This is a genomic window from Actinoplanes sp. NPDC024001 (assembly GCF_040638955.1).
In the GTDB taxonomy this organism is placed as follows: Bacteria; Actinomycetota; Actinomycetes; order Mycobacteriales; family Micromonosporaceae; genus Actinoplanes.
Genome location: NZ_JBEZZB010000112.1, coordinates 1 through 25046, shown reverse-complemented (window position 1 = coordinate 25046; position 25046 = coordinate 1). Strand labels below are relative to the sequence as shown.

Sequence of the window (25046 nt, the reverse complement as noted above, 5' to 3'; positions counted from 1 at the left end):
CCGTCGCGCTGGTGGTCTCAGACTGCCAGCCGGTCCACCTCGTCGTGGATGGCCTCGACGGCCTCAGCGGCCTGCCGGGCCGTCGCCAGGCGCGCCTGCAGCCGGCCGAGTTCCGCGCGCAGCTCCTCCAGGTGCTCGATCGCGGGCATCGGTAACGGGAGATCCGGATCGGTGAGCTGGTCCCGGGCCGCGTCCGTCTCCGGCAGGAGCGTCGCGAGTTGTGCCGCCGGGATCGCCTCGATCAGCCCGCTGATGACGGTCAGCTGCCGCGCGGCGGCATATGCGAGGTCGGCCGGGAAGGTGTCGTCGGCGCGTTCCAGGGCGCGAGCCTGCGGCGCGGCGAGCCAGCGGCCGTCGAGGCGCAGCAGCATCGGCCGCACGTCGTCGTGGAGAAACGCCGCCTCGGTGCGGATCCGTTCCAGCGCCGCCGTCGCGGCCTCGGTCCCGATTCCGGTCGCCGCGACGACGTCCAGCGCCTGCTGCGCCTGCCGGTGGACGTTCAGCACCTGGTGCAGGTAGGTGCGCTGGTACATGCTGGCCCGCAGCCGCCGGGGCCGGGCCTTGGCGGCTGCGGCCCGGTCTGCCCACTCCCGAGCCTCGGCGAGCGCGCCGTCGCACTGAGCGAGGAGCCCGTCAAGGTCGGTGGCCGCGTGCTCGGTGCCGGCGCTCAGCAGGGTCCGGGCTGCGAATCGCATGGTGTGCGCCGAGCGCAGGGCGAGGCGCCAGGCGGCGGCCCGCTCGGTGGTCTGCGTCTGTGCCTGGATCAGTCGTTGCACCACGAGCAGCGCCACGGGCAGGCCGAAGAGCGCTCCGGTCAGCGCGGAGGCCAGGTTGGTCAGGAACGGGAACCGGGACCACGCCCCGGCCGCGTCGCCGGCCGCGCCGAGTGCGGTGAGCACGGTGCCCGCGCTCAGCATGGCCACCACAGTGGTACGCAGCCGCGGATGCACCGTCTCCCATTCGCGGCGCAGCGTTGCGGTCCGCGCGCGTGGCGTGCCTGTCATGCGGCCATCGTGCCAGCGGCTCACGTCTTTCGCGGGGGCCGGGAACTGTGGCACATTGATGCAGCACGTCGTCCGTCAGCGGGGAGGCTCGGCACGACATGGCATGGGGTCACAAGGGACCGGTGCGTCCACGGGTGTTGTCCTGGCTGGCAGTCGCCGCCGGATCGGTCGGGCTGCTCACGGCCGCGCCGCCGGCAGCCGTCGCGGCGCCGTCGACCTCGTGTGTGCCCGGCGCGATGACATCGGCCGACCGGGCGATCGCCGATCAGCTGCGGCCGTCGATGAACGGCCGGCGCCTCGGCCGGTGGGTGAGCGGCGAGAGCATCGCCTGCGCCCGCGCGATCGTCGGTCACGTCCGGGCCCGCGGTCTGCCCCCGCGCGCGGCGGTCATCGCGGTGACCACGGCGATCGCCGAGAGCACGTTGCACAATCGCCGGGTGGCGGTCGACCACGACAGCCTCGGTCTGTTCCAGCAGCGTCCGTCGCAGGGCTGGGGGCGGCCCGATCAGCTGGTCGATCCCGGCTATGCGACGAACGCGTTCCTGAACGCGATGCTGCGCAAGCATCCCGGTGGCAGCTGGCGGACCGGCGACATCGGGGCGATCTGCCAGCGGGTGCAGGGCTCGGCCCACCCCGCGGCCTACGGGCCGGAGGCGCATGACGCCGCGCTCATCGTGGCGCGCCTGTGGTCCGCGGCGCCGGTGGCGAACCCGATGCCGGCGACGGTGACGCCGGCGCGGCCGTCACCGGCGGCGTCGGCGGCGCCCACGGCGCCGGCCGGCCCGTTCCAGCGGGCTTCCGCTCCGATCGGGACCGAGGTGGGTCCCCTCGACGGTCAGCATGATTTCGCGATGGCGGACTGGAACGGTGACGCGCGCCCCGACCTGATGGTCGTGAAGGGTGGCGGGACCGTCACCGGCAGGACCGACATTCGCATCATGGACGGTGCGACCGACTTCTCCGCGCTGTTGCTGAACACGGCTACCGTGCTCGGGCCCACCGACGCGCGTCATGCGTACGCGGTCGCGGACTGGAACGGCGACGCCGTGCCGGACCTGGTGGTGGTGCAGAAGTCGGGCACGGCCAGCGGCCGCACCGAGGTGCGGGTCGTCGACGGCGCTTCGATCTTCCAGCGGCTGCTGCTGGAGACCGTGACCGACCTGCCGCCGCTGGACGACCATGAGGTCGCGGTGGCCGACGGGAACGGCGACGGCCGGCTCGACCTGGTGGTCGCGCAGACCGCCGGAACGGCGAGCAAGAAGATCGACGTCCAGATCCTCGACGGGGCCACTGACCTGCGGCATCAGCTCGCGCCCACGGTGACGACCGCGGCGGCGGCGGGTGAGGACCAGCAGGTGTCGGTCACCGACTGGAACGGCGACCGGCGTGCCGATCTCGTGGTGGTGCAGAAGGCGGAACTGCGCGTGCTCGACGGTGCGGCGAACTTCGGCCGCGATCTGCTGCGGGCCCCGACCGCGCAGCCCTCCCTCGACGATCGCCACGAGGTTCTGCTGGCGGACCGCAACGGCGACCGGCGTCCCGATCTCGTGGTGGTGCAGAAGGCCGGCACCGCGAGCGGCCGCCCCGAGGTGACCGTCTTCGGCGGTTAGCGCCCGCCCGGCTGGCCGGGGATGGGCCGGTGGTGTGCGGGGCGGGTGGAGACGCGGTGCTCGGCGGTGTGCACCGCCTCGACGACCAGGCGGCCGACGTGCGCGTCGGCCAGCGCGTAGACCTGCCGGCGGCCTTCGCGCCGGACCGTCACCAGGCCGGCCAGGCGCAGCTTGCCGAGGTGCTGGGAGACCGCCGGGCGGGCCGCGCCGACGGCCGCGGTGAGCGCGGTGACGTCCTGCTCGCCGTGCGTCAGTTGCACCAGCAGCCGCAGCCGGGTGGCGTCGGCGAGCAGGCCGAGGAGGGTGGTCGCCGCTTCCACGACGGCGTTGCCAGGCTGCTGTTCCTGCAGGTCACTGGCATCTGCAACGTTGTCGCGTGCGCGCATGAGCACATATTATGGCCGTGCTTCACCCGGTGACCAGCCACGAGGGGACAGCACGCCGATGGCCAGCCACGACCAGCATCACCACCATCACGACCACGACCACGGGCACGGATGGCGGCACCTGCTGAGGCCGCACTCGCACGACTCGGCCGACAAGGTCGACGCCGCCCTCGAGTCGTCCCGGGCGGGCCTGCGCGCGCTGTGGATCTCCCTCGCCGGGCTCGGGGTGACCGCGGTGCTGCAGGCGCTGATCGTGGCCCGCTCCGGATCGGTGGCGCTGCTCGGCGACACCCTGCACAACGTCGCCGACGCGCTGACCGCGGTGCCGCTGGCCATCGCGTTCTGGCTGGGCCGCCGGGCGGCGACGCGGGCCTACACCTACGGGTTCGGCCGCGCCGAGGACCTGGCCGGCATCGTGATCGTCCTGGTCATCGCGGCCTCGGCGGTGGCGTCGGCGTGGTTCGCCGTGGACCGCCTGCTGCGCCCGCAGACCATGACGCACCTGGCGTGGGTGGCCGCCGCCGGCCTGGTCGGCTTCGCCGGCAACGAGCTGGTGGCCCGCTACCGGATCACCGTGGGCCGGCGGATCGGCTCGGCCGCCCTGGTCGCCGACGGCCTGCACGCGCGCACCGACGGTTTCACCTCCCTCGCCGTGGTGCTCGCCGCCGGCGGCACCTGGCTCGGCTGGGGCTGGGCGGACCCGGTCGTCGGGCTCGCCATCACCGTGGCCATCGCCGTCGTGCTCAAGGACGCCGCCCGCGAGGTCTACCGCCGGCTGATGGACCGCGTCGACCCGGAACTCGTCGACCAGGCGGAAACCGGGCTGCGCGCGGTGCCCGGCATCCGCGACGTGTCCGGCCTGCGGTTGCGCTGGATCGGTCACCGGCTGCACGCCGAGGCGGCGATCGTGGTCGACGCCCGGCTCTCGCTGCTGGCCGCCCACGAGATCGCGGCCGACGCCGAGCACCAGCTGACCCACCACGTGCCCCGGCTGACCAGCGCGACCGTGCACGTCGACCCGGACAGCCACCCCGGCGACGAGCACCACCGCGACCTGTCGCACGACCGGCGCCACCGGCTCACGGCGCTCACCGGTTGAGCTGACGGATCAGGGCGACCAGATCCAGGCGTCGGCGACAACGGCCGGCTCGGCATCCTGCCGGGCGCCACCGAACACCAGCATCCGTACGCCGGCCGCGACGACCGTACGGCCGGTGACCCGCTCGCCGGGGATGGCGGGAACCTGCTGCCACGATCCGGTGGTGGTGTCGAGGACGAGGCCACGGTCACCGAAGTAGATCGCGGTGGTGCCGGTGCGCGCGCCCGCGGCGAACGTGTCGCCCCGCGGCGGATTCGGCAGCGACGACCAGACCCCGGAGGCGGGGGCCAGGCTTCCGCCGTACGGATAGCTGCGCCCCCAGTTGTTGACCTGCCCACCGTCGGCGCCGCCGAGCGTGGGATTGACCAGTGTGCTGCCCGCCGCGAGCCACGGCCCGGTGCCCAGCATGGCCGAGTCGGGCAGCCGCCGCCACGACCCGGTCGCCAGGTTCAGCACCGCGGCCCGGGTGATCGACGGCTTCTCGCTGCCCGGGTTCGGGACCATCTCGCTGTCGAACAGGACGAGCTCCGTGCCGGTCCACGCCATCTCCCGCGTGTACGCGGCGTTCAGCGGATCGGCCGGCAGCGCGCTCCACGTCGCCGTCCGGGGGTCGAGGAGATAGTCCGTGCCCCGGTGGTTCTCCTCGCCGCCCAGATAGGCCACCAGCCGATCACCGGCGGCCAGCAGCTGGTAGCCGTCGCCGAAGGGCACCGGCTCTCGTGTCCACTCGTCGCGATCGACCCGGTAGACGAGGAGTTCCCGGTCCGAGCCGGTCGGCAGGAAGTAGGCCGTCGAACCGACCACCACCCCGCGCTCGCCCACCAGTGACACCGGCGAGTCGGCGATCTCGCGCCAGCGGTTCGTGGCCGGATCGAAGGCCGCCCCGTCGAGCAGTGGCGTGGGATCCCGGACGCAGGAGGCCGCGGGTGGGCAGGGCGGCGCGTCGCTGCCCCCGACGAGCAGCACCTCGCGGCCGGTCCACAACCCCACCGCTGACTCGCGCGGGCTCAGCGGCGAATCCGGCAGAGCCGACCATCCGGACGAGCCCGGCACCACCGGTTCGGCAGCCGGCCCGCACCCCGCGAGCATCGCCCCGAGCACCACCAGCACTGCCGTCCCCGCGCGTCTCATCGCGGTTGGACTCCCGGGCCTGCGCCGTGGTTCCCGGCCGGGGCACTGCGGTGTGCCGCTCGTCATATTTTTGTGCCGGCGGTGCACGGGAAGGCCTCGGCGTGCGTCTTAGCGAGCATGAGCTTTACGCGCGTGCGCGCTGCCCTGGTCGTCGGCCTCCTGATCTTCGCCGCGATCGTGGTCGCGGTGGTGGCGCTGGTCCGCGACAGCCAGGCCGGCGCCGCACCCGGCGAGAACTGCCCGCCGGGTGCGGCACGAGTCGATCTCACCCTGCCGGACACCGCGGCCGAGGTGAAGCTGCGGGTGTTCAACGGCACCGCCGCCAAGGGCACGGCGGAGCGGGTCAGCCGGGACTTCAAGGACCGCGGTTTCCAGATGCAGCCGGCCGCGGCCACCAAGAGCAAGCACGCCGGGGTCGCGATCGTCCGCTACGGGCCGAAGACGGTGGGTGCGGCCCAGTGGATCCGGGCCTACTTCCTCGGCGAGGCCGAGACGGCCTACAACCCGAAGCAGACCACCGACGTGATCGACGTCGTCATCGGGGAGCGGTTCCGGCAGCTCGCGACGCGCACCGAGGTCAACCAGTCGCTCGCCCAGCTCAGCGAACCCCAGCTGCCGCCCGGCGCCTGCCCGGCACCCTGACGTCGCGTCAGGGCGTGGCCCAGCCGGAGGCGAAGTCCCGCCAGCCCAGGCGGAACTTGCGGACGCCGTAGATCTTCTTCTCGAAGCAGTTGGCGTCGCCGACGCCCCGGGAGTGGTAGACCTGCACGATGCCGTTGCCGGGGTCGATGCGGCCCGAGATGTAGTAGCCGTCCGAGTAGTAGTCGCAGACCCGCAGGTCGTACTCGCCGTTGCCGTAGCTCGTCAGCCAGACCGTGCCGAGGTGGTGCTCGTCGCGGTCGGTCAACAGATGGATCGCCGTGTAGTCGCCGAGCCGGGTCGGCGGAGGGGAATAGACGGCCAGCGCGGGCGACGCGATCGCCAACGGGGCCAGCACGCCCGCGAGGACGGCCACTGCGATGCTCCGGAAAGTCCTGCGCACCAGATGATCCCTTCTGTCGGGTGGTCTTCGGCGGTCATCGTCAGCCGGGCGGGATCGCGGCCTCAAGACGTATCTGTCCGCTGTCTCAGCTGATCTGTCCCCGGGGACGGATCAGGTGGTGAAGACCGTGAAAGTCACCTGGTGGACGACCCCGCCGGCGCGGAACTGCAGGAACATTCTCTTGTCGCCGCGTTCGGCGAACGCGGCGTGGAACGCCAGGACGCCGTCGGCCGGCGCGGCGCCGGTGGCGCTGGTCGGGATCGGGTGCAGATGCTTGAGGCCCTGGGTGCGCACCTCGAAGTTCGACAGGTGGGCGTAGGCGCCGAGGTACGGTTCGAGCACCGCGGGCCGGCCGTCGCGCAGCACCTGGAACTGCAGCGCGGTCTGCGTGCCGGAGGTCAGGTCGGTGACGCCGTCCAGGCGGCGCACGGTGTACGGGCCGGAGCGCGCCTGCGCCTGCGGGGCGGGCACCGGGACCATGCTCGTGTCACCGGGGATGACGAACGGCACGCCGAGAACCGTGGGTTCGGCCCCGGGCGGGCGGCCGTGCGGGACGAACTCGGCGTACACCCGGTAGGCGCCGCCGTCGGTGATGGTCACCGGCGCCGTCCAGGCACCGTCGACGACCTCGGGGTGCAGGTGCTGGTATCCGGACAGGTCGTCGCGGAGCACGTACATGTGCATCGGTTTGGTGTGCACGTGCTGGAAGTCGGTGACCGGGCCGGCCGGGCCGGTGACCCGCAGGGACACCGTGCCCGGGCCGCGGCCGGTGGGCAGCGTCAGCGCCTCCGCGCGGAAGCCGTCGTAGGCGTCGGCGAGCCCGTCGCTGTGGTAGACGGCCGGCGAGGAGGCCGGCGCCGGCGCCGCGGCCGGGCCGCGGCTGTCGGCGAACAGGTAGGCGGCCCCGAGGAAACCCGCGAGCGTCACCGCCGCCGCCAGGTGGCGGCGGTAACGCTCGCCGAAGCCGGCCGGCCGCCCGGTCAGCTGACCGCCGCCGATCCGGTGGGCCGGACCAGGAACAGGCCGACGCCGATGCTCTGCACGGCGACCACCCCGTTCCTCAGGTACGGCAGCACCATCCAGCTCCCGCTGTAACCGCTGGCGTTGGAGGCCGGGTCGACGTCGAAGTAACCGACCTCGGGGAGCCGGGCCGAGGCGGCCGCGGTGGTGTCGAGGATCCGCAGGCCACCGCGGTAGGACGCCTGGAAGTGCCGGTTGCCGACCGTGTAGCCGTTGTGGTTGACGAACTCGCCGCGCGTGGCGATGTCCTTGCCCACGTAGCGCACCGCGTCGAGCTTCTCGATGTTGTAGACGAAGTCGGGGCTGCCGCCGCGGGTGCTGATCGTCTCGTCGTTGACGATCATGTGCTTGTAGTCGCTGGTGGCGAAGCCCTGGTGGATGAAGCTCGCGCCCGGGTGGGTGGCGCTGGACAGCACCCGGATGTTCGCCTTGTCGGTGACGTCGAGGACCTGGAACCGCCGGCCCTGGCCGGTGTAGTTGAAGGCGATCTCCCGGCCGGTGAAGCGGGTGTCCGGACCGGCGTAGTTGACCACGACGGATTCGTGCGAATAGACCTCACGGTCGTAGCACGCGGCCAGCTTCAGCGAGAGCGGCGTCTTGATGTCGTAGATGGTCAGGCCCTTGCGGCAGGTGTTCGCGCCGGAGACGTAGAGGAAGCCGGTGCTCTGGTTGATCCACAGCGTGTGGCTGTTGGTCAGGCCGGTGAAGCGGGCGTCCGCGGTGAACGTCTGCGTGGTGGTCACCCCGCGCAATTTGTTGAGATCGAAGACCTGAATGCCGTGCGCGACGGAATCCTTGCCGATGTAGGCGTAATTCCGGTACGTGCGGATGTCGCACCACGACGAGCTCAGACCATTCGCGGCGGGCAGGTTCCCGAGGTATCGCGGATTGCCCGGATCGGTGACATTGACGAAGGAGACGCCGTTGGAGCGGCAGTACAGGATGTACTCGTTGCTGTCGCGGCTGTCGGTCCAGTACCACATGCTCGACGAGCCGCCGCCGCCCAGCGCGGACTGGGGCAGGAAGCTGAGCAGTTCGACGTTCTTGCACGGGTACCGGTCGGCCATGCCGTTGACGCAGGTCACCGGCGCGCCGGCGACACGTTCGCCGCTGCGCCAGGTGGGTTCGTAGATGCGGAGCAACTCCGCCTGCTCGGCCCTGCCCTCCGGGGTGTCCGGATCGTGCGCGGTCGCGGCCGGGCCGGCGACGGCGAGCAGCAGCAGAAGTGCGGTGGCGGCCAGCGTGGTGCGACGTACTCCTCGGAGCATGGTCAACGCCCTTTCGCGCGGAGGAGTCGGCGCGGGCATGGGTGACACGCGCCGGGGTGCGTGCCTGAACGCTAAGCACGAATTCGACCAGCGTCAATGTTTCAAAAGCCATATCGCGGATTGGATGTGAGGCGGGTTATGGCACCGAATGGCGTCGTAACTCAGTTCTGTCCGGCCCGCGCCGATGGTAGGACGTGCCCGATTCGCCTGGCCGTCTGCCGCTCCTCGCCGACCGGGCGTTCCGCGCCGTGACGGCGTTGGCGATCGTCGATGTCGTCGCGTTCCTGGTGCAGGAGCACACCGGCCCGCTGTGGCCGGAACCGGTGAACTGGCTGCTGCTGATCGCCGTCATCGCTCCCACCCTGCTGCTGTGCCGGCGGGTGCGGACCGACCCGGCGTCCGCGCCCGTGGTGCGCCGCTACTGGCGCACGGTCGAGCTCGGCATCTCGCTGTTCGTCGGCGTCGCCGGGCTGCGCATCGCCGCCGGCCTGGGCGCACCGGGCTGGCTGCTGCCGGTCTCCGTGGCGCTGCACGTCATCGGCGGGATCGTGCTCACCTGGCCGCTGGTCGACCTGCCGTTCGGCGCCCGCGGCCGCGCCCGGCGGGCCGGGGTGTGGCTGGATCTCGGCACCCTGTCGGCGGCGGCCGGCCTGTTGATCTGGCACTTCGCCGCGTCCGCGCAGTTCGCCGGCGGCCGGGTCACCGTGCCCGGCGTGCTCTCCGCGATCGCGATCATGGGCGCCGGCCTCAACGGCGTCTTCCTGGGCGCCAAGGTGGTGCTGGCCGGGGTCGACTCGTTCGCCCGGCGCGGGCTCTACTGGATCGGCGCGTCGGCGCTGATCGGCGGGCTCGGCTCGGCGATCGGCTTCCTGCACCCGCACCAGCCGGACGGGAACCTGCTGGTCCTGGTGCTCCCGCTGGCCGCTTACGCGGCGGCGGTCGGCGCGCGGCTGCAGATGGTCGAGACCGCCGCGGGCGGCCGCCGGCAGCGCACCCCGCACGGTTACAGCCTGATGCCGTACGTGGGGATCGCCGCGGTCCTCGCGATGGTGGTGTACCACAACATCGGGGGCACCACGAACGGCATCCTGATCGACCTCGTCGCGGTCGGCCTGACCGCGCTGGTGGTGGTCCGCCAGCTGCTGGCGTTCCGGCTGAACGACGCCCTGCTCGCCCGCATCGGCGTGCAGGAGAAACGGTTCCGGCTGCTGGTGCAGAACTCCACCGACATGGTCACCATCGCCGATCCGTCCGGCACCCTGACCTATGCCAGCCCGGCCGCCCGCAAGGTGCTCGGCGTGGACCCGGACGACATGATCGGCACCGACCTGGCGCTGCGGATCCACCCGGACGACCTGGCAGCGGTGACCGAGCGGCTCACGGCGGTGGCCGCGGCGCCCGGCAACACGGCGACCTACCAGGTGCGCCTGCGCCACGCCGACGGAACGTACCGGTCACTGGACGTGATCAGCGCGAACCTGACCGGCGAGCCCAGCGTGGCCGGCATCGTCAGCAACGCGCGCGACATCACCGAGACCCGTGAGGTGCGGGACCGGCTCAGCTACGAGGCCAGCCACGACATGCTGACCGGCCTGGCGAACCGGGCGCTGTTCGGCAAACGCCTAGCCGCCGCGGTAGCCGGCGCCGGCCCGGACCAGCCGGTCACCGTCGTCCTGGCCGACCTGGACGACTTCAAGATCGTCAACGACAGGCTCGGGCACGCCACCGGCGACGCGCTGCTGGTGCACGTGGCCGAACGGATGCGGGCCAGCGTACGGCCCACCGACACGGTCGCCCGCCTCGGCGGCGACGAGTTCGCCATCCTCTTCGACGGCGCCGTCGGCGCGGACGTGGACCAGGTGCTGACCCGGATCGCGACGGCGCTGCTCGAGCCGGCCGTGATCGACGGCGAGCCGATGACCGTCCGGGCCAGCTTCGGCGTCGTCGACGGCCGCGGCGGCGACGACGCCGGTGACCTGCTGCGCCAGGCCGACATCGCGATGTACGAGGCGAAGGAGCGCGGCGAGGGCGGCTACGAGCGGTACCAGCCCGGCATGGAAGCCCGCGGCGCCGAACGCAGCCGCCGTACCGCCGCGCTGCACACGGCCATCCTCGACGAGCAGCTGGTGGTGTTCTTCCAGCCGGTGGTCACGCTGCCGGACGGCCGGATGACCGGCGCCGAGGCGCTGGTCCGCTGGCAGCACCCGACCGAAGGCCTGCTCGGTCCGGGCGCCTTCATCGACACCGCCGAACAGAGCGGCCTGATCATCCCGCTCGGCACGTGGGTGCTGCGCGCCGCGACCCGGGAGGCGGCGAGCTGGCCGGCCCACCTGACCGTGTCGGTGAACGTCTCGGCCCGCCAGCTGCGCGAGCCCGGTTTCCCGGCAATCGTGGCGGCCGCGCTGCGCGACAGCGGCCTGCCGCCGCACCGGCTGACCGTGGAGATCACCGAGTCGGTCGCCGTCGGCGGCGGCGCCACGAGCGACAACCTGCAGGGCCTGCGGGATCTGGGCGTGCGGCTCTCCCTGGACGACTTCGGCACCGGAGCGTCCACGCTCAGCCTGCTCGCCACCTGCCCGGTGCACCAGATCAAGCTGGACCGCTCCTTCACCCCCGACGGCGGCTCGGACGCGATCGCCACCGCGGTGGCGCAGATGGCCCGGGCGTTCGGCCTGGAAGCGGTGGCCGAGGGCGTGGAGACGGCCGAGCAGGCGGCCCGCCTGACCGAGCTGGGTTACGGCCGAGCGCAGGGCTTCCACTTCGCCCGGCCGATGTGCGCCGCCGACCTGCGCGGCCGCTTCGACGACGTGGTCGCCGCCGCACCCGGCAGCTGACCACCTTCAGCCACACCGGGCAGCGACGTCGCTCCAGCCGTAGCGGGTGCGAAAGCTGCCCCGCAGCCGCACCGGGAAGGAACCCGCCGGATGGGATACAGCCAGTATCGTCAAGCCCGGCGGCAGACCCAGATGAGCTGCTCGTTCCACACCCGAGGGTCGACTGTGGCGGTCACCCGCCGCCGGTGTGCGCCGTCCTCGGTGACCATCTCGACGGTCGGCTGCAGCGTCGGGTGGGCGCCGCAGTCGAGGTCGCCGACGGTCGTGACGGTCGCCGACCGGCCGGGCGCGATCAGCCTGTCGGCGGGCATCCAGGCGCCGGGCCTCATCCCGAGCGCCGGGAGATTGACCGCGACCACCCGGACCGGCGCCGACCCCGCGTTCACCACATCGAGGTGGACAGCGGCCCTGCCGTCGCGGGCGTCGGAACCGTCGGGGCCGAGATGCGCCAGCACCACCACCTGGACGGCCGACCGGCTGCGCTGCTGGTGCCACTGATCGGTGGCCAGCCCGCCCAGCCCGGCCGCCAGCAGCATCAACGCCACCGTCCCGGCGATTCGCCGGCGGCGGCTGGGCTTCGGCCGGGATGCCTTCGGCCCCGGTGCCGGCTGGTCCAGGTCGATCGTCGTCATGCCCGTCCCGTCGCGTCGCGGGCGGTCCACGCGGCCAGCGCCTGACGGACCAGGTCAGCGTTGCCGCCGACCGGTTCGCCGGCCGGCCCCACCACGGTGTCCTCCAGTCCGATGCGGGTGGGCAGGCCCCGCCGGCCCGCGTGGGCGACCAGCGGCCAGCACGCCGCCTCCTCGCCGTGCAGCAGCCGTGGCCCGGTGACGCCGCACTCGTCGAGTTCGGCGAGGATCGCATCGGCCTCGGCGACGGCGGTGCCGGCCGCAGCGCCGATGATCTCCACCAGGATGCGGGTCCAGGCGAACGGGCCGGCAGCGGCCAGTTTCCGCGCGTCGGCGGTCGACCAGACGCCGGCCTCCACCCCGATCCCGGCCCGGTGCAGAGCCTCGACCAGGTCCCGGAAGCCCTCCTCGCCGACGTTGACCGAGGCGAAATCGGGTCGTGCCGCCGGCGGCAGGTCGGCCCAGCCGACCACCGTCGCGAGCCGCCGGCCGGCATCGCCGTCGCTGATCCACAGCCCGGTGGTCACCCCGACCGGCACGCCCGGACAGGCCCGCCGCACCGCGGCGACGGCCGCGGCCACATCGTCCGGGTGCAGCGACTGCGCGCCGGCGCGATCACGCGGATGCAGATGCAGAGCTTCGGCGCCGGCGGCGACCGATGCGGCCGCTTCCGCGGCCAATTCATCAGGCGTGATCGGTACGGCGGGGTGCTCGTCCCGATCCCGGCCGCCGTTGAGGCACGCCTTGATCCGCTCGATCCTCGGCTGCACGAGGTCTCCTCCCGTGAGTAATCCCGTAGACATCATCCTCAGTGCCGCGAACACTGCCCGGCATGCGCACCCCGGATGCCGACCTGGCTCTGCACTGGCTGGCCGACGCGGGCATAGCGCCGCTCGGCCCCGGTCGCTGGGTGGACGGTGAACGGCCCGGCGCGACCGAGATGACGGACGACGACGTGGCGTTCGCCTGTGCGTACGAAATGCTCCGGGACGACGAGACCGGCGGAGTGCTGCGGGTGCGAACCGCGCTGGGCCTGCTGGACCTGACCGGCGCGTTCGCCGTGCTGATCCACCTGAACGCCTACGTGATCGACCACGACGACCCGGCGGTCACCGACGCGTTCTGGGCCGGCTGCCGGACCCGTCTGGAGACGGCCGATCCGTGCGAGAACCTGCGGCTGTCGCTTCGGACGTTCTGGTTCATCGGCGACACCTCGCCGGCCGCCTTCGCCGCGTTGCTCGGTGACGACGTCCGCCGGCTGGCCGCGGCCGGCCGGCTGCCGGATCTGGCCCGCGGCCCGCTGCACCGCCGTGCCTGGCACGTGTTGGAGGACTCCGGCACGGTGCCCTGGGCCGGCAAACGCGACGCCTACCGGGCGGCCGCGACGGTCGTCGAACTGCACCCGGCGCTGTTCCGCGCTCTGCTGGCCGGCCATCATGCGGTCTACGGCAGCCTCGATCCGGCGGAGGCGGTCGACCTGCTGCAGCGACTGCGCCTGCCGGCCGGCACCGAAGGCCTCGCCGATCTGCGGATGGCCCTGCGGTAGGCCGTGCCGTACCGTCATCGTGCGGCAGCGCGGTGCCGCCGGTGTGCGGGTCGAGGAGCGGCGCGAGTGCAGAACCTGTTCAGCTACCTGTTGCTGCATCCCTCCCTGGTGGAACGACCCGAGCGCGTCCTCATGATCGCCGTAGGCTTCGCCGCCGCCGGGCTGATCGTCCTGCTCGGCCGCCGCAGGTTCCGGCTGCGTTCCTGGCCCTGCTTCGCGGTGGCCGTGCTGTGGGCGCTGTCCGCTTGGTGGGAGGCCGAGCTGCGGGGCAAGGGCTACAACATCCGGGTCGATCTCATCCTGCTCCACCCGGCCCTCACGGTCCTGTCGCTGCTGGCGGTGGCCGGCGTGGCATGGCCGCGGGCGGCGTCGGCTCACATGGTGAAAACCGCCGCCTGACGACTCTTCGGTCAACCGCGTGGGCAGAGGCTGCCGCACGGGCGACACTGAGGGAGGAGGACGGAGGGCACAGTGGTGACCACAGATGCGCGCTCACCCGATTTCGTACCGGTGCTGTCGCGGGGCAAGCACCGCCATCCACGCCGGGGCGCCTGCTTCATGGAGTTCGCGTCGTACCTGGCGGGGGAGAAGTGGAGTGACCATCCCGCCTGCACCCACCCGCTGCTGGCGCACCTGGCCCGCCTGGTCAACGACTACACCTCCGACGAGGGACGGCGCCGGCTGGCTCCGCTCGTACCCTCGGTGGTGGGTTTGACCAGCGATGACGCGCGCGTCGACGCGCGGATCGCGTTGCGTGCCGCGGTGATCGCGCTGCCGGTGGTCGCGGAGGAGCGGCAGCGGGTCATGGCGGTGACCCTGCTCACCGCCAACCGGTTCCTCAACGAGCTGGACGGCCGCGCCCCGGACCACCTCGACGACGCCAGCGCGCACGCCCTGGCGCAGGTCCCGCTCGCCGCCCGCTGGGCGCGGGAGTACACCGCGACGATCCCGGTGTCGCTGCGCTCCTTCCGCGAGCGCGGCGCGCGGGCCGCGGTGCTCTATGCGGTGGACGGCATCTCCAAGTCCTGCAGCGGGGATCCGGACGCGCTGCTCTACCGCCTTCTGACCGCCGCGATCGACGACTGCGCCGCCTCCGTGCACGCGGAAGCGCCCAGGTCACAAGCCGCCGGCTCGCTTTTGGGCCGCCGGGGTTGATGACCGATACTGCACAGGTGACCTCGAATGACGACGACTCCCAGCCGGCCCGGCGCAAGCCGCTGAGCAGCAGCTGGGCCCTGACCGTGGCGGCCGGCCTCTTCGGCACCTACTACCTGGTCAGCGGTGCCTTGACGTTGCGCGAGAAATACGGCAACGGGCTGTTCGCCCTGGTCATGGCCGCCATTGTGACGGTCGTCTCGGTGATCGCGGTGATGCTGGTCAAGACGTACCGCACCGAACGAGCCGCGCGAAAGCAGTAGTTGACTCTCACCCTGGGGCAAGGCCCAGGGTGAGGGCATGAACGTCGCACACCGGCTGCTGTCGATCGGGGAGTTCGCCCGGCGCTCCCGCCTGTCGCCACGTGCCCTGCGGCTCTACGACAGCCAGGGGATCCTGACGCCGGCGGAGGTCGACGACGACACCGGCTACCGCCGCTATCGGGAGACGCAGCTCGAAACCGCCCGGTTGATCGTGCTGTTGCGCCGGCTGGACATGCCCCTGGCCCGGGTCGCCGAGGTGCTCGCCGTCTCGGGAGAGCAGGCCGCGGGCCTCGTCGGCCAGTTCTGGGACGAGGTGGAGCGGCGCGCCTCGTCGCAGCGGGCGCTGGCCGGCTACGTCCAGGCCCGGCTCTCCGGCGAGCGGGGCTCACTGGGACTGCCCGATCCGCGGCGGCGCCACGTGGCCGCGCAGACGTTCCTGAGCGAGAAGCGGCACGTCACCATCGGTGAGCTGGCCCGGGTGACCGAGGACGTGGCCACCCGCCTGATGACGACCGCGCGCCGGCGCGCGGTTCCCGCCGGGCATCTCGTGCTGCTTGCCGAGGGCGAGGTGAGCGAGGACAGCGACGGGCCGGTGGAGTTCTGCCTTCCGGTGGACGCGCCCGCCGCGCAGCGTGCCGGGCTGACCGTCCGGGTCGAGCCGGCGCACGCCGAGTGGTTTCTGCGCCTGACCCGGGCGCAGACCGAATATCCGCAGGTCCTGACCGCCTACGACGCCCTCTTCAGGTGGGCGGCCGAGCGTGGTGACCGATGGATCGGCCCGCCCCGCGAGGTGTATCTCGGCTTCTACCCCGACGCCGCGCCGGACGAGGAGATCTGCGACGTATCCCTGCCGATCACAGGAGAAGCTGATGCAAGGCAAACGTGAATCCGTCATCAGCTCCGACGGCACCAGGATCGGGCTGCTCACCCACGGCGACGGCCCGCCGCTGCTGCTGGTGCACGGCGGGATGTGCCGGCTGGAGCGGTGGGCACCCCTGTGGGAGGTGCTGACCAGCCGCTACACGGTGACGGCGATGGACCGGCGGGGCCGGGGCAGCAGCGGCGACGCCGAGGATTACCACCTCGACGCCGAATACGACGACGTCCGCGCCGTCGCCGAGGCGAAGGGACCACTCGACGTCTTCGCACACAGCTACGGCGCGGTGGTCGCGCTCGGCGCCGCCGCCCGGGGTGCGCCTCTTCGCCGCATCGCGCTGTATGAACCACCCGGCCCGGAAACGGTGCCCGCCGACTGGCTGACACGCTTCCAAGCGGCCGTCGCCGCGGGTGACCTCGGCCGGGCGGCGATGAGCTTCCTCGTCGAGGTCGTCGGGCTGCCCCAGGATCAGGTGCTGGCGATGCGTGACGCGCCGATGGCGTACGACCCGATGCCGATCATCGCCCGGACGATGCCGCGCGAAGGCAGCGCCCTGGCGGCGGTCGACCTCGCGGCGCTCGCCACCGCGGTGCCCCAGCCGGTCCTGCTGCTCGTCGGGGCCGCCAGCCCGGCATGGGCGCAGAAGATCACGGACGTTCTGCACGAGAACCTCGCACGATCCTCGATCGCAACGCTGGACAGTCAAGGGCACGAAGCGGTGGACCTTGTTCCCGATGTGGTCGCCCAGGTGCTCGGCCGCTTCTTCGGCGAGACAGAGTAGGGAGGTGAGACACCCATGACCAAGCCGGGGGAGACCAGCCATGGAGCTCGATGAGGCGCCGCGCGTCTGGTACGCGGCGTACGGGTCGAACATGTGCCTCGCCCGCCTGCGGTACTACCTCGCCGGTGGTTGTCCGCCGGGCGCCCGCCGCGTGCTGCCGGGATGCCGGGACACCCGGGAACCGGCCGCGATCCGCCCGATCATGCTGCCGGGCGGCATCTACTTCGCGCTCGACTCCAGCCAATGGACGGGTGGCGTGGCCCTTTACGACCCGCACCTGTCCGGGACCACCGCCGCCCGCGCCTACCTGCTGACCGCCGGGCAGTTCGCGGACGTGGTGGCGCAGGAGATGCGCCGCGAACCCGGCACCGACCTGGACCAGGTCCTCACCGGTGGCACCGCACAGCTGGGACCCGGCCCCTACGAGACGCTGGTCCACACCGGCGAGCACGACGGCCATCCGGTGCTCACCTTCACGGCGCCGTGGGCGGCCGGTGACGTGGCGACCACGTCACCGGCCGCGCCCTACGTGGCGATGCTCGCCGGCGGGCTGCGCGAGGCACACGGCTGGCCCGCCGACCGCATCGTCCGCTACCTCGCCCCGCGCCGTGGCATCGCCGGAGCGTGGTCGACGCAAAGACTGCGCGAGGTCGTCGAGGCCGCCGTCGGGCAGTGACGCGTGATATACCCGCCGGATGGACCTGCAGCTCACCGGGAAGGCCGCCGTCGTCACCGGCGGCAGCGCCGGCATCGGCCTGGCGATCGCCCGCGGCCTCGCGGCCGAGGGTGCGCACGTCGCGTTGTGCGCCCGCGACACGGCGCGCCTCGAGGCCGCCGCCGACCAGATCACCACCGACTTCGGGGTACGGGCGATCGCCGTCCCCGCCGACCTGACCGATCCCGGGGGTGCGGCGCAGCTCGCCGCCGCCGTGGCACGCGAATACGGCGGCGCCGACCTGCTGATCAACAACGCCGGCACCGGCAGCGAGGAGAAGATCCTCACCGCGCCGGACGAGCGCTGGCAGGCGTACTGGGATCTGCACGTGATGGCGGCGGTCCGCCTGGCCCGGGAGCTCGCGCCCGGGATGAAGGCCCGCGGCGGCGGGGTGATCCTGCACAACGCGTCGATCTGCGCGACCCAGCCGCTCGGCTACGAGCCGATCTACAACGTCACCAAGGCCGCCCTGGTGATGTTCTCGAAGTGCCTGGCCAACGAGCTGATCGGCGACAACATCCGGGTCAACGCGGTGAACCCGGGCCTGGTGATGACCGGCGACTGGGTGAAGACCGCGAAACAGCTGACCGCCGGCACCGGGCAGACCTGGGAGGAGTACCTGCAGAGGATCGCGGAGGAGAAGGCGCCGATCGGGCGGTTCGCCACCCCGGAGGAGATCGCCGACCTGTTCGTCTTCCTCTGCTCACCGCGCGCGGCGTACGCGGTGGGCTCCACCTACTACATCGACGGCGGCTGGCTCAACGTCACGACCTGACCGGGCCGGCCCCGGCGCGGGACCGGCGGTGAGATGCCGCCGGTCCCGCGGGCTCGCTCAGCTCACCGAGCAGCTGGCGGTGGGTGTGGTGGTGTTGCCGTTCTTGTAGACGGTTATCCCGAAGCTGTTGCCCGCCCCGTTCGGCCGTGCCGTCAGTGTGCCCGTGGTGCCGGTGACGGAGGCGTTCCAGCTGTTCTGCAGGCTCTGGCCGCCGTTCAGCGTGATCCGGACGGACCAGGTGGTGCTGCCGCTGACGGACAGGTTCACATTGAACCGGTCGGGCCATTCGCTGCCGCGGGCGACGCTGACGGTGCAGCCGCCGGTGCCCCCACCGGGGTTCGTTCCGGACGGGGCGACGGCGCGTCCCGTACTGGGGGAGATGTGGCCGGTGCACAGGTTGCGCGCCTGCAGGTCCTGCAGGATGCCGGGCAGGGCTTGGATGGTGGCCGCCGGCCAGTCGTGCATGAGGATCAGCTGGCCGTTGGTCAGGCGGCTGGCGGCCTGACGGATCTGGCTGGCGCTGACGTTGTTCCAGTCCTGGGAGTCGACGTCCCAGATGACCTCGCGCAGGCCGAGCGAGGAGGCCACCGACTTGAGCGTCGCGTTGGTCTCGCCGTACGGCGGGCGGAAGACGGCCGGCGTCACGCCGGCGGTCTGCTGGATCGCCTGCTGGGTGCGCGACAGCTGGGACTGCATCTGGCTCTGGCTCATGGTGATCAGGTGCGGGTGGTCCCAGCTGTGGTTGCCGATCTGCAGGCCCGCGTTCTTGTACGCCTGCATGAGCGACGGGTTGTTGGACGCGTTCTGCCCGGTCGGGAAGACGGTGGCGGTCGCGCCGGCCGAGCGCAGCGTGCTGATGAGCTGGTTGGTGGTGCCGGTGGTCGGCCCGTCGTCGAAGGTCAGGGCGACGTAGCCGGCCGAGCAGTCGGCGGCCGCGGCCACCGCGCTGGTCCGGGTCACCTCGGCGTGGGCGGCGACGGTCATCGCGGTGGCGCCGATGGCCACGGCCGCGGCGCCGACGAGCAACCTCAGGAGGCCGCGCCTTCTCGGGCGGCCGGGAGCGTCCTGCATGCCTTACCTCCTGGTGAAGCCTGGCGGGGAAACCAGGCAGCGCCACGCGCCGGCACGCGGGCGGCCGGTGGCCGCCACCGGCGGCCGGCGTCGTGTCGCTGGGGATGGGCGGATCCTGTCGAGTCGACCGGGATCGATGACTCACTGTCTTTCAGTGCGAGCCACATGTCAACAAGTTCCGGTCAGATTCCGGAAGCCCCTATGGAGTAAGGCGGTGCTCAGAACGGGTATTGTGCGAGAAAAGGGCGATACTCGGGATGAGCGATGAAGCTCAGATGGCCGAAACTTTCGGAGCGTTCACGACGTGCGTCCGCGCCGGCGGCGCTCACCGATCTCCCACGCCAGGATGTATTGCCGGATCATCCGGGCCACGTCCTCCTTGGCGTCGAAGGTGAGGATCAGGTGCTGCCCCGGATCTCCGTGCGGCGCCTGGCGCACGGTGTGAACGGTGCAGCTCAACACGGCCTCGCTGGTGCCCAGCCACACCGTGGCCCGGAGGCGGTCGCCGCGCGTGAGCGACATCGGTTCATCGATCCAGCAACGCAGGCCGCCCTCACTGATGTCCAGGAGCACACCCTCCGCAGGCTGCCCGCTCACCTCGGAGTCGAGCCGCACCACAGCGCCCGCTCCACCGCGGACGAACTGGCGCCGGTTCTCGGTCCGGGCGTTCGCCGTGGGCGCGAACGTCCACCGCAGCGGCGCTCGTTCGGAGATCCCGATCAGCCTGCTCGGCAGGACGACGCGGGTGCGCGGTGGCGCCCAGAAGACGTCGAACCGATGGCCCGGTTCGAGCAGTGCCGGACCGGCGATCTCCAGCGGCGCGGCGACGCTGAACGTGCCGCCGTCGACCGACTCCAGCCGCGAGCGCAGGTTGATGCCATCGCTCAGTACGAGAAAGACGGGAGTGCCGATCTCCGGCAGATCGACCGCCGTGGTTTCGGAGGCGGACGCCGCAAGAGTCCCGTTGATCATTTACCCACCCCTGTGCTGATCCCGTCGCCGGGATGTCGAGTCAGGCTCCTCATTCGGCAGGCGGCGACCAGAGGTGAGTACTGGTGAGAAATCAGCGCGCCAGTTCCAGCAGCAGGGCTTTCACCTCGGTGGCGGCAACGCTGTCCCGCGCGGCGGCCGGGTCCGAGCAGATGAGCACCGGCGCGTCGGCCGGATCGTCGGGCAGCCGGCCGTGCGACCCGCCGACGGCCCGGGCGCCCGCGTCGAGGCCGACCACGTTCATCAGGTAGCGCAGGCCCAGCTTCTTGCGGGCCACCGCGGTGACGGCGCGCCGGCGGGCAGCGCCGGGGGCGGCCGGGTCGAAGAACAGCTCCGCCGGGTCATAGCCCGGCTTGCGGTGGATCTCGACGCAGCGGGCGAAGTCGGGCGCGGCCGCGTCGTCGAGCCAGTAGTAGTAGGTGAACCAGGCGTCCGGCTCGGCGACGAGGACGAGTTCCCCGGAACGCGCGTGGTCCAGGCGATGTGCCGCCTTGCCCACGTCGTCGAGGACCTCGGCCACGCCGGGGAGGGCCGCACAGAGCTTGGCCACGGCCGGGATGTCGCTGTGGTCACGCACGTACACGTGCGCCACCTGATGATCGGCGACCGCGAAGGCCCGCGACGTCCACGGGTCGAGGTATTCCATGCCGTCCTGGGTGTGCACCGACAGCAGGCCCTCGGTGCGCAGGAGCCGGTTGACGTCGACCGGGCGGCTCACGTCGGTGATGCCGTACTCGGAGAGCGCCACCACGGTGGTGTCCGGCCGGTCGAGCAGCGGCGCCAGCACCTCGTCGAGCGCGGCGGCCGCCCGGGCCGCCTGCGGGCTGGACGGGCCGAAGCGTTGCAGGTCGTAGTCCAGGTGCGGCACGTAGACCAGGGTCAGGTCCGGGTGCCGGGTGTCGAGCAGGTGCCGGGCGGCGTCCACGATCCACCGCGATGACGGGAGCCCGGCGCCGGGACCCCAGTAGGTGAACAGCGGGAACGGCGGCAGCTCGTCGTGCAGCTCCGGCGGGTACGTGTAGCAGTCCGGTTCCTTGCGCCCGTCGGCCCGGTAGATCGGCCGGGGCGTGATGGTCCAGTCGACCTGCGCGCCCATGGCGTACCACCAGCAGACGTTGGCGACGGTGAAGCCGGGCCGGGCCCGCCGCGCCGCCTCCCAGATCTTCTCGCCGCCGACCAGGGCGTTGTGCTGGCGCCAGAACAGCACCTCGCCCAGGTCCCGGAAGTACCAGCCGTTGCCGACGACGCCGTGCCCGGCCGGGGTGAGACCGGTCAGGAAGGTGGACTGCACCGAGCAGGTCACGGCCGGCAGGACCGTGCCCAGCGGCGCCTGGAAGCCGCGGTCGGCGACCGCCCGCAGCCGCGGCATGTGCGCGAGCAGCCGCGGGGTCAGCCCGACGACGTCGAGCACCACCAGCGCGGTCACCGGACGACCTCGGCGGCGAGCAGGTCGCGGGCGAAGGCGAGTTCGGCGGCGATGCCGTCGGCCAGCCCGGCCGCGTCGGCGGGCCGCTGATCCGGCGGCAGGACGTTCCAGGTGTAGGTCTCCACGTCGAAGTGCTCACACTCGGTGACCAGCACGCGGACGGCTTCGCGCAGCACCGGGATCGTCGCGGTGAGCGGTGCGGCCGGCGCGGCGTGCAGCGGCACGTGGTAGTGGATGCGCCACGGTCCGGGCAACCGCTGGTCGAGGGCCTCGTCCAGGTCGTCGGTCGCCGGCCCGAGGCGGGAACGGGTCTGATGCAGGAACCGCGGTTCGACGTAGGACCGCAGGACGTCCACCGACGGGTCCTCGGCCTCCAGTGCGGCGGAGACCTGCACCTTGACGACCGGCACCCCGGCCGACCGCAGCCGGTCCAGCGCCGCCGCCGGCTCCTCCCACGCGCACGCCAGGTGGGCCAGATCCAGGCAGACGCCCAGCCACCGCGTGTCCACCCCGGCCAGCAGCTCGGCGGCCTGCGTGGTGTTCTCGATCAGGCAGCCCGGCTCGGGTTCGAATCCGACGCGCACGGTCCGCCCGGTCGTGGCGGCGAGCCGCTCCAGTCCCCGGGCGAGCTCGTCGAGGTGCCGGTGTGCCGTCGCGGCCCGGCCGGCGTCCCACGGGGTGCGCCAGGCCAGCGGCAGCGTCGAGACCGAGCCGTAGGACGCGGAGTCCGGCATCAGATCGGTCAGGACGGCGGCCAGGTTCAGGGTGTATTCCAGCCGTTGCGGCGAGGTCCAGTCGGGGAGGTAGACGGCGTGCTTGACCACGGGCGCCTGAAACGACGCGTACGGGAAACCGTTGAGGGTGACCACCTCCAGGCCGCGAGCGTCGAGCTCGCGCCGCAACCGGCGGCGCGAGCCGGCCGAGGCGGCCAGCTCGGCCGCCGCGGGCGCGGCCAGCCACAGCCCCAGGCCGAGCGTCGCGGTGTCCAGGCGGCGCCGGATGGGCAGGGCGTACGTGTCGAGCTGCGCGATGACGCCGTCGAGGTCCTCGGCCGGGTGCACATTGGTGCAGTAGCTCAGGTGCATCAGCTGCCTCCGCGCAGGATCGAGTTGCCGGCGAACGTCGCGTCGGTCCCGGCCAGCTCGGACAGGTCGAGCCGGTGCGACTGCCCGTAGAACTCGACCGGGTTGCGCCACAGCACCCGGTCGACGGTGTCCTCGCCGAAGCCGCCGGCCAGCATCGCCTCCCCGGTGCGCCGGGTGAGCAGCGGATCGGAGCGGCCCCAGTCGGCCGCCGAGTTCACCAGCACCCGCTCCGGGCCGTACCGGTGCAGGATCGCCACCATCCGCTCCGGTGACATCTTGGTGTCCGGATAGATGGAGAACCCGAGCCACACCCCGGCGTCGCGGGCCGCCTCGACGGTGACCTCGTTGAGGTGGTCGAGCAGCACCCGGCCCGGGTCGATGCCGGACTCCTTGACCACATCCAGGCTGCGGCGGGTGCCACGGGCCTTGTCCCGGTGCGGGGTGTGCACCAGCGCCGGCAGGTCGTGGTCGAGGGCGAGAGCGAGCTGCGCCGCGAACACCTCGTCCTCGGCCGGGGTCATCGCGTCGTAGCCGATCTCGCCGACCGCGACGACGCCGTCCTTGGCCAGGTAGCGGGGGAGCAGGTCGAGCACCGGGCGGCAGCGCGGGTCGTTGGCCTCCTTCGGGTTCAGCGCGATGGTGGCGTGGTGGCGGACGCCGAACTGGGCGGCCCGGAACGGCTCCCACCCGATCAGCGAGTCGAAGTAGTCGGCGAACGAGCCGGGGTTGGTGCGGGGCTGGCCGAGCCAGAACGCGGGCTCGACCACCGCGCGCACGCCGGCGCCGGCCATCCGCTGGTAGTCGTCGGTGGTGCGTGAGGTCATGTGGATGTGCGGATCGAAGATGCGCATCACGCCTCCTTCAGCTGGTCCAGCAGGGCGAGGGCGTCGGGCGGCAGGTCACGGCCGGCGGCGCGGCGCTCGTCGGCGAAGGCGCGCAGCATGGCGCCCAGCTCGGCGTCGGCCCGCTCGGCGAGCCGGTGCACGCAGGTCAACGGCACATTCATGAAGACGCATTTCAGTACGGCCTGGCGCCACGCCGCCGGGTCGAGACGGTCGGCGTACGGGCCCAGCGCCGCCGCCACCAGACGGGTGTCGTTGGTCCGCAGCGCGTCCTCGAGAAGGGGCACCGCCCGGTCGCCGACCGGCAGCAGCGGAAGGGCTTTCAGCACCGCCAGCTTCTCGGCGGTGTCGCCGTACCGGTAGATGTCGGCGATGTGCTCGGGCGGCAGGACGGAGAGCAGCAGCGCACGCGCCGCCTCGTCGGTCGTCCAGCCGTCGGTCAGCGGTTCGCGCCCGTAACGGCGGCCCGCGGCGGGAAACAGGGTGGCCGCGGTCGCGGGGTTCTCGCTCACCCGGCGCAGGTCGTCGGTGAGCCGGTCACCGAGGTGCTGCCGCAGCGCCTCAAGCGTGGTCATCGGCGGCCTTCCGCAGGAATTCCAGGGACTGCGCGGCCACCGCCGGCGCCGCGTGCGAGTGGCGGGGAAGCTCCACCGAGACCAGGCCTCGGTAGCCGGCGGCGTCCAGCGCGGCCAGCACCGGCGGGAAGTCGATCTCGCCGGCGCCGAATTCGAGGTGCTCGTGCACGCCCCGCCGCATGTCGTCGATCTGCACGTTGACCAGGTGCCCGGCGACGGCGTGGACGCAGTCGGGCACCGGCTGCGGCTCGAGGCAGCGGCAGTGCCCGATGTCGAGGGTGATGCCGAACCCGGGCGGGCGGCCGAGGTCGGCGTGCAGGCGGCGCCAGTCCGCGATGTCGTTCACGAGCATGCCGGGCTCGGGCTCGAAGCCGAGCGGGACACCGGCTTGGGCGGCCGTGTCGACGATCCGCCGGCAGCCCTCGACGAGACGGTCCCACCCGCTCGCCGGGCCGATGCCGGCCCAGAACGAGACGGCCTCCGCGCCCAGGTCGGCGCCCACCCGGACGGCGCGGCGCAGGTAGTCGATCCGCGGGGCCGGGTCGTCGTCCATCAGCGTGGGTGCGTGCTTGCGCCACGGGTCGAGCAGGTAGCGGGCGCCGGTCTCGATGACCACGGCCAGGCCCAGCCGGTCGAGGTCGGCGGCCACCTCGGCGGTGCGCCGGGCCAGGTCCGCGCCGAAGGGGTCGAGATGATGGGTGTCCAGTGTCAGCGCGACCCCGTCGTAGCCGAGATCGGCGATGACCCGCAGGGCCTCGGGCAGCCGGTGGTTGGTGAAGCCGTTGGTGCCGTAACCGAATCTCATGTCGGGGACACCTTCCGGGCCAGGCGCCGGCCGAGTGGGGCGGCGAGAGCGACGGCCAGCCCGAGCGCCGGCCGCCCGGCCCGCGCGATGAGCGCGCCCTGCAGCGGCGGGAGGCCG

At 72.4% G+C, this 25046-nt stretch carries 27 protein-coding genes; 12 read left to right on the top strand and 15 right to left on the bottom strand.

Annotated elements, in window-relative coordinates; all coding sequences use genetic code 11:
• Window positions 1-17: 17 nt before the first annotated feature.
• Window positions 18-1004, bottom strand: a complete 987-nt coding sequence (locus AB0F81_RS34120) for a hypothetical protein (RefSeq protein ID WP_360203940.1) — start codon at window positions 1002-1004, stop codon at window positions 18-20.
• 122 nt (window positions 1005-1126) lie between these two features.
• Here AB0F81_RS34120 and AB0F81_RS34115 point away from each other — a divergent pair, with 122 nt between their 5' ends.
• A complete protein-coding gene (locus AB0F81_RS34115; RefSeq protein WP_360203939.1) occupies window positions 1127-2614 on the top strand; it encodes a VCBS repeat-containing protein in 1488 nt (495 codons plus the stop codon).
• Here AB0F81_RS34115 and AB0F81_RS34110 read toward each other — a convergent pair.
• Complete coding sequence (locus tag AB0F81_RS34110; protein ID WP_360203937.1) at window positions 2611-3000, bottom strand: metalloregulator ArsR/SmtB family transcription factor; 390 nt, start codon at window positions 2998-3000, stop codon at window positions 2611-2613. The genes AB0F81_RS34115 and AB0F81_RS34110 overlap by 4 nt on opposite strands.
• Window positions 3001-3058: 58 nt before the next feature.
• Between AB0F81_RS34110 and AB0F81_RS34105 the strand changes: the two genes are divergently transcribed.
• Window positions 3059-4099 (top strand): cation diffusion facilitator family transporter, encoded by a 1041-nt coding sequence (locus AB0F81_RS34105; RefSeq protein WP_360203935.1) that lies wholly within the window; start codon window positions 3059-3061, stop codon window positions 4097-4099.
• A 9-nt stretch (window positions 4100-4108) separates the two neighbouring features.
• Here AB0F81_RS34105 and AB0F81_RS34100 read toward each other — a convergent pair whose 3' ends face one another.
• Window positions 4109-5230 carry a hypothetical protein gene (locus AB0F81_RS34100; protein ID WP_360203934.1) on the bottom strand — a complete coding sequence of 374 codons (1122 nt, stop codon included), beginning with the start codon at window positions 5228-5230 and terminating at the stop codon, window positions 4109-4111.
• Window positions 5231-5362: 132 nt separating this feature from the next.
• On the opposite strand from AB0F81_RS34100, the gene AB0F81_RS34095 reads away from it, so the two are divergent.
• A complete protein-coding gene (locus tag AB0F81_RS34095; protein WP_360203932.1) occupies window positions 5363-5872 on the top strand; it encodes a LytR C-terminal domain-containing protein in 510 nt (169 codons plus the stop codon).
• A gap of 7 nt (window positions 5873-5879) precedes the next feature.
• On the opposite strand, the gene AB0F81_RS34090 is transcribed toward AB0F81_RS34095, so the two are convergent.
• The 3 genes from AB0F81_RS34090 to AB0F81_RS34080 all read right to left on the bottom strand — a co-directional run bounded on the left by AB0F81_RS34090 (window position 5880) and on the right by AB0F81_RS34080 (window position 8560).
• Window positions 5880-6272, bottom strand: coding sequence for a hypothetical protein (locus AB0F81_RS34090; protein WP_360203931.1), 393 nt, complete (start codon window positions 6270-6272; stop codon window positions 5880-5882).
• 111 nt (window positions 6273-6383) lie between these two features.
• On the bottom strand, window positions 6384-7199 hold the full coding sequence (locus tag AB0F81_RS34085) for a hypothetical protein (protein ID WP_360203929.1): 816 nt from the start codon (window positions 7197-7199) through the stop codon (window positions 6384-6386).
• Window positions 7200-7252: 53 nt separating this feature from the next.
• Entirely contained in the window at window positions 7253-8560 is a 1308-nt protein-coding gene (locus tag AB0F81_RS34080) for a choice-of-anchor B family protein (RefSeq protein ID WP_360203927.1), read from the bottom strand.
• Between the two features lie 194 nt (window positions 8561-8754).
• Between AB0F81_RS34080 and AB0F81_RS34075 the strand changes: the two genes are divergently transcribed.
• Window positions 8755-11394 (top strand): EAL domain-containing protein, encoded by a 2640-nt coding sequence (locus tag AB0F81_RS34075; RefSeq protein ID WP_360203926.1) that lies wholly within the window; start codon window positions 8755-8757, stop codon window positions 11392-11394.
• A 110-nt stretch (window positions 11395-11504) separates the two neighbouring features.
• On the opposite strand, the gene AB0F81_RS34070 is transcribed toward AB0F81_RS34075, so the two are convergent.
• Both AB0F81_RS34070 and AB0F81_RS34065 read right to left on the bottom strand, forming a co-directional pair.
• Window positions 11505-12026 carry a hypothetical protein gene (locus AB0F81_RS34070; RefSeq protein WP_360203925.1) on the bottom strand — a complete coding sequence of 174 codons (522 nt, stop codon included), beginning with the start codon at window positions 12024-12026 and terminating at the stop codon, window positions 11505-11507.
• On the bottom strand, window positions 12023-12793 hold the full coding sequence (locus AB0F81_RS34065; RefSeq protein WP_360203923.1) for a 3-keto-5-aminohexanoate cleavage protein: 771 nt from the start codon (window positions 12791-12793) through the stop codon (window positions 12023-12025). The genes AB0F81_RS34070 and AB0F81_RS34065 overlap by 4 nt, the downstream gene beginning before the upstream one ends.
• A gap of 62 nt (window positions 12794-12855) precedes the next feature.
• Here AB0F81_RS34065 and AB0F81_RS34060 point away from each other — a divergent pair, with 62 nt between their 5' ends.
• From AB0F81_RS34060 to AB0F81_RS34025, 8 genes are all read left to right on the top strand, one after another.
• Window positions 12856-13569, top strand: a complete 714-nt coding sequence (locus AB0F81_RS34060; protein ID WP_360203921.1) for a hypothetical protein — start codon at window positions 12856-12858, stop codon at window positions 13567-13569.
• A 66-nt stretch (window positions 13570-13635) separates the two neighbouring features.
• Window positions 13636-13968 carry a hypothetical protein gene (locus tag AB0F81_RS34055; RefSeq protein WP_360203919.1) on the top strand — a complete coding sequence of 111 codons (333 nt, stop codon included), beginning with the start codon at window positions 13636-13638 and terminating at the stop codon, window positions 13966-13968.
• Window positions 13969-14040: 72 nt separating this feature from the next.
• Window positions 14041-14724 (top strand): hypothetical protein, encoded by a 684-nt coding sequence (locus AB0F81_RS34050; RefSeq protein WP_360203918.1) that lies wholly within the window; start codon window positions 14041-14043, stop codon window positions 14722-14724.
• Window positions 14725-14741: 17 nt separating this feature from the next.
• A complete protein-coding gene (locus tag AB0F81_RS34045) occupies window positions 14742-14987 on the top strand; it encodes a hypothetical protein (RefSeq protein ID WP_360203916.1) in 246 nt (81 codons plus the stop codon).
• A 37-nt stretch (window positions 14988-15024) separates the two neighbouring features.
• Window positions 15025-15873, top strand: a complete 849-nt coding sequence (locus tag AB0F81_RS34040; protein ID WP_360203915.1) for a MerR family transcriptional regulator — start codon at window positions 15025-15027, stop codon at window positions 15871-15873.
• Entirely contained in the window at window positions 15857-16645 is a 789-nt protein-coding gene (locus AB0F81_RS34035; protein ID WP_360203913.1) for an alpha/beta fold hydrolase, read from the top strand. The genes AB0F81_RS34040 and AB0F81_RS34035 overlap by 17 nt, the downstream gene beginning before the upstream one ends.
• A gap of 40 nt (window positions 16646-16685) precedes the next feature.
• A complete protein-coding gene (locus AB0F81_RS34030) occupies window positions 16686-17321 on the top strand; it encodes a histone deacetylase (RefSeq protein WP_360203912.1) in 636 nt (211 codons plus the stop codon).
• A gap of 19 nt (window positions 17322-17340) precedes the next feature.
• A complete protein-coding gene (locus AB0F81_RS34025; protein WP_360203911.1) occupies window positions 17341-18135 on the top strand; it encodes an SDR family oxidoreductase in 795 nt (264 codons plus the stop codon).
• A gap of 57 nt (window positions 18136-18192) precedes the next feature.
• Here the strand turns inward: AB0F81_RS34025 and AB0F81_RS34020 are convergent, their stop codons facing one another.
• The 7 genes from AB0F81_RS34020 to AB0F81_RS33990 all read right to left on the bottom strand — a co-directional run bounded on the left by AB0F81_RS34020 (window position 18193) and on the right by AB0F81_RS33990 (window position 24929).
• Window positions 18193-19206, bottom strand: a complete 1014-nt coding sequence (locus tag AB0F81_RS34020) for a polysaccharide deacetylase family protein (RefSeq protein ID WP_360203909.1) — start codon at window positions 19204-19206, stop codon at window positions 18193-18195.
• Window positions 19207-19503: 297 nt separating this feature from the next.
• On the bottom strand, window positions 19504-20178 hold the full coding sequence (locus tag AB0F81_RS34015; RefSeq protein ID WP_360203907.1) for a PilZ domain-containing protein: 675 nt from the start codon (window positions 20176-20178) through the stop codon (window positions 19504-19506).
• Window positions 20179-20269: 91 nt separating this feature from the next.
• Window positions 20270-21622 (bottom strand): nucleotide pyrophosphatase/phosphodiesterase family protein, encoded by a 1353-nt coding sequence (locus AB0F81_RS34010; RefSeq protein ID WP_360203905.1) that lies wholly within the window; start codon window positions 21620-21622, stop codon window positions 20270-20272.
• Window positions 21619-22707, bottom strand: coding sequence for a metabolite traffic protein EboE (gene eboE, locus AB0F81_RS34005; RefSeq protein WP_360203904.1), 1089 nt, complete (start codon window positions 22705-22707; stop codon window positions 21619-21621). Before eboE ends, AB0F81_RS34010 begins: the two co-directional genes overlap by 4 nt.
• Window positions 22707-23558 (bottom strand): TatD family hydrolase, encoded by an 852-nt coding sequence (locus tag AB0F81_RS34000; protein WP_360203902.1) that lies wholly within the window; start codon window positions 23556-23558, stop codon window positions 22707-22709. The genes eboE and AB0F81_RS34000 overlap by 1 nt, the downstream gene beginning before the upstream one ends.
• Window positions 23558-24124 (bottom strand): EboA domain-containing protein, encoded by a 567-nt coding sequence (locus AB0F81_RS33995; RefSeq protein ID WP_360203900.1) that lies wholly within the window; start codon window positions 24122-24124, stop codon window positions 23558-23560. The genes AB0F81_RS34000 and AB0F81_RS33995 overlap by 1 nt, the downstream gene beginning before the upstream one ends.
• Window positions 24111-24929 (bottom strand): sugar phosphate isomerase/epimerase family protein, encoded by an 819-nt coding sequence (locus AB0F81_RS33990; protein ID WP_360203899.1) that lies wholly within the window; start codon window positions 24927-24929, stop codon window positions 24111-24113. Before AB0F81_RS33990 ends, AB0F81_RS33995 begins: the two co-directional genes overlap by 14 nt.
• Window positions 24930-25046: the final 117 nt, after the last annotated feature.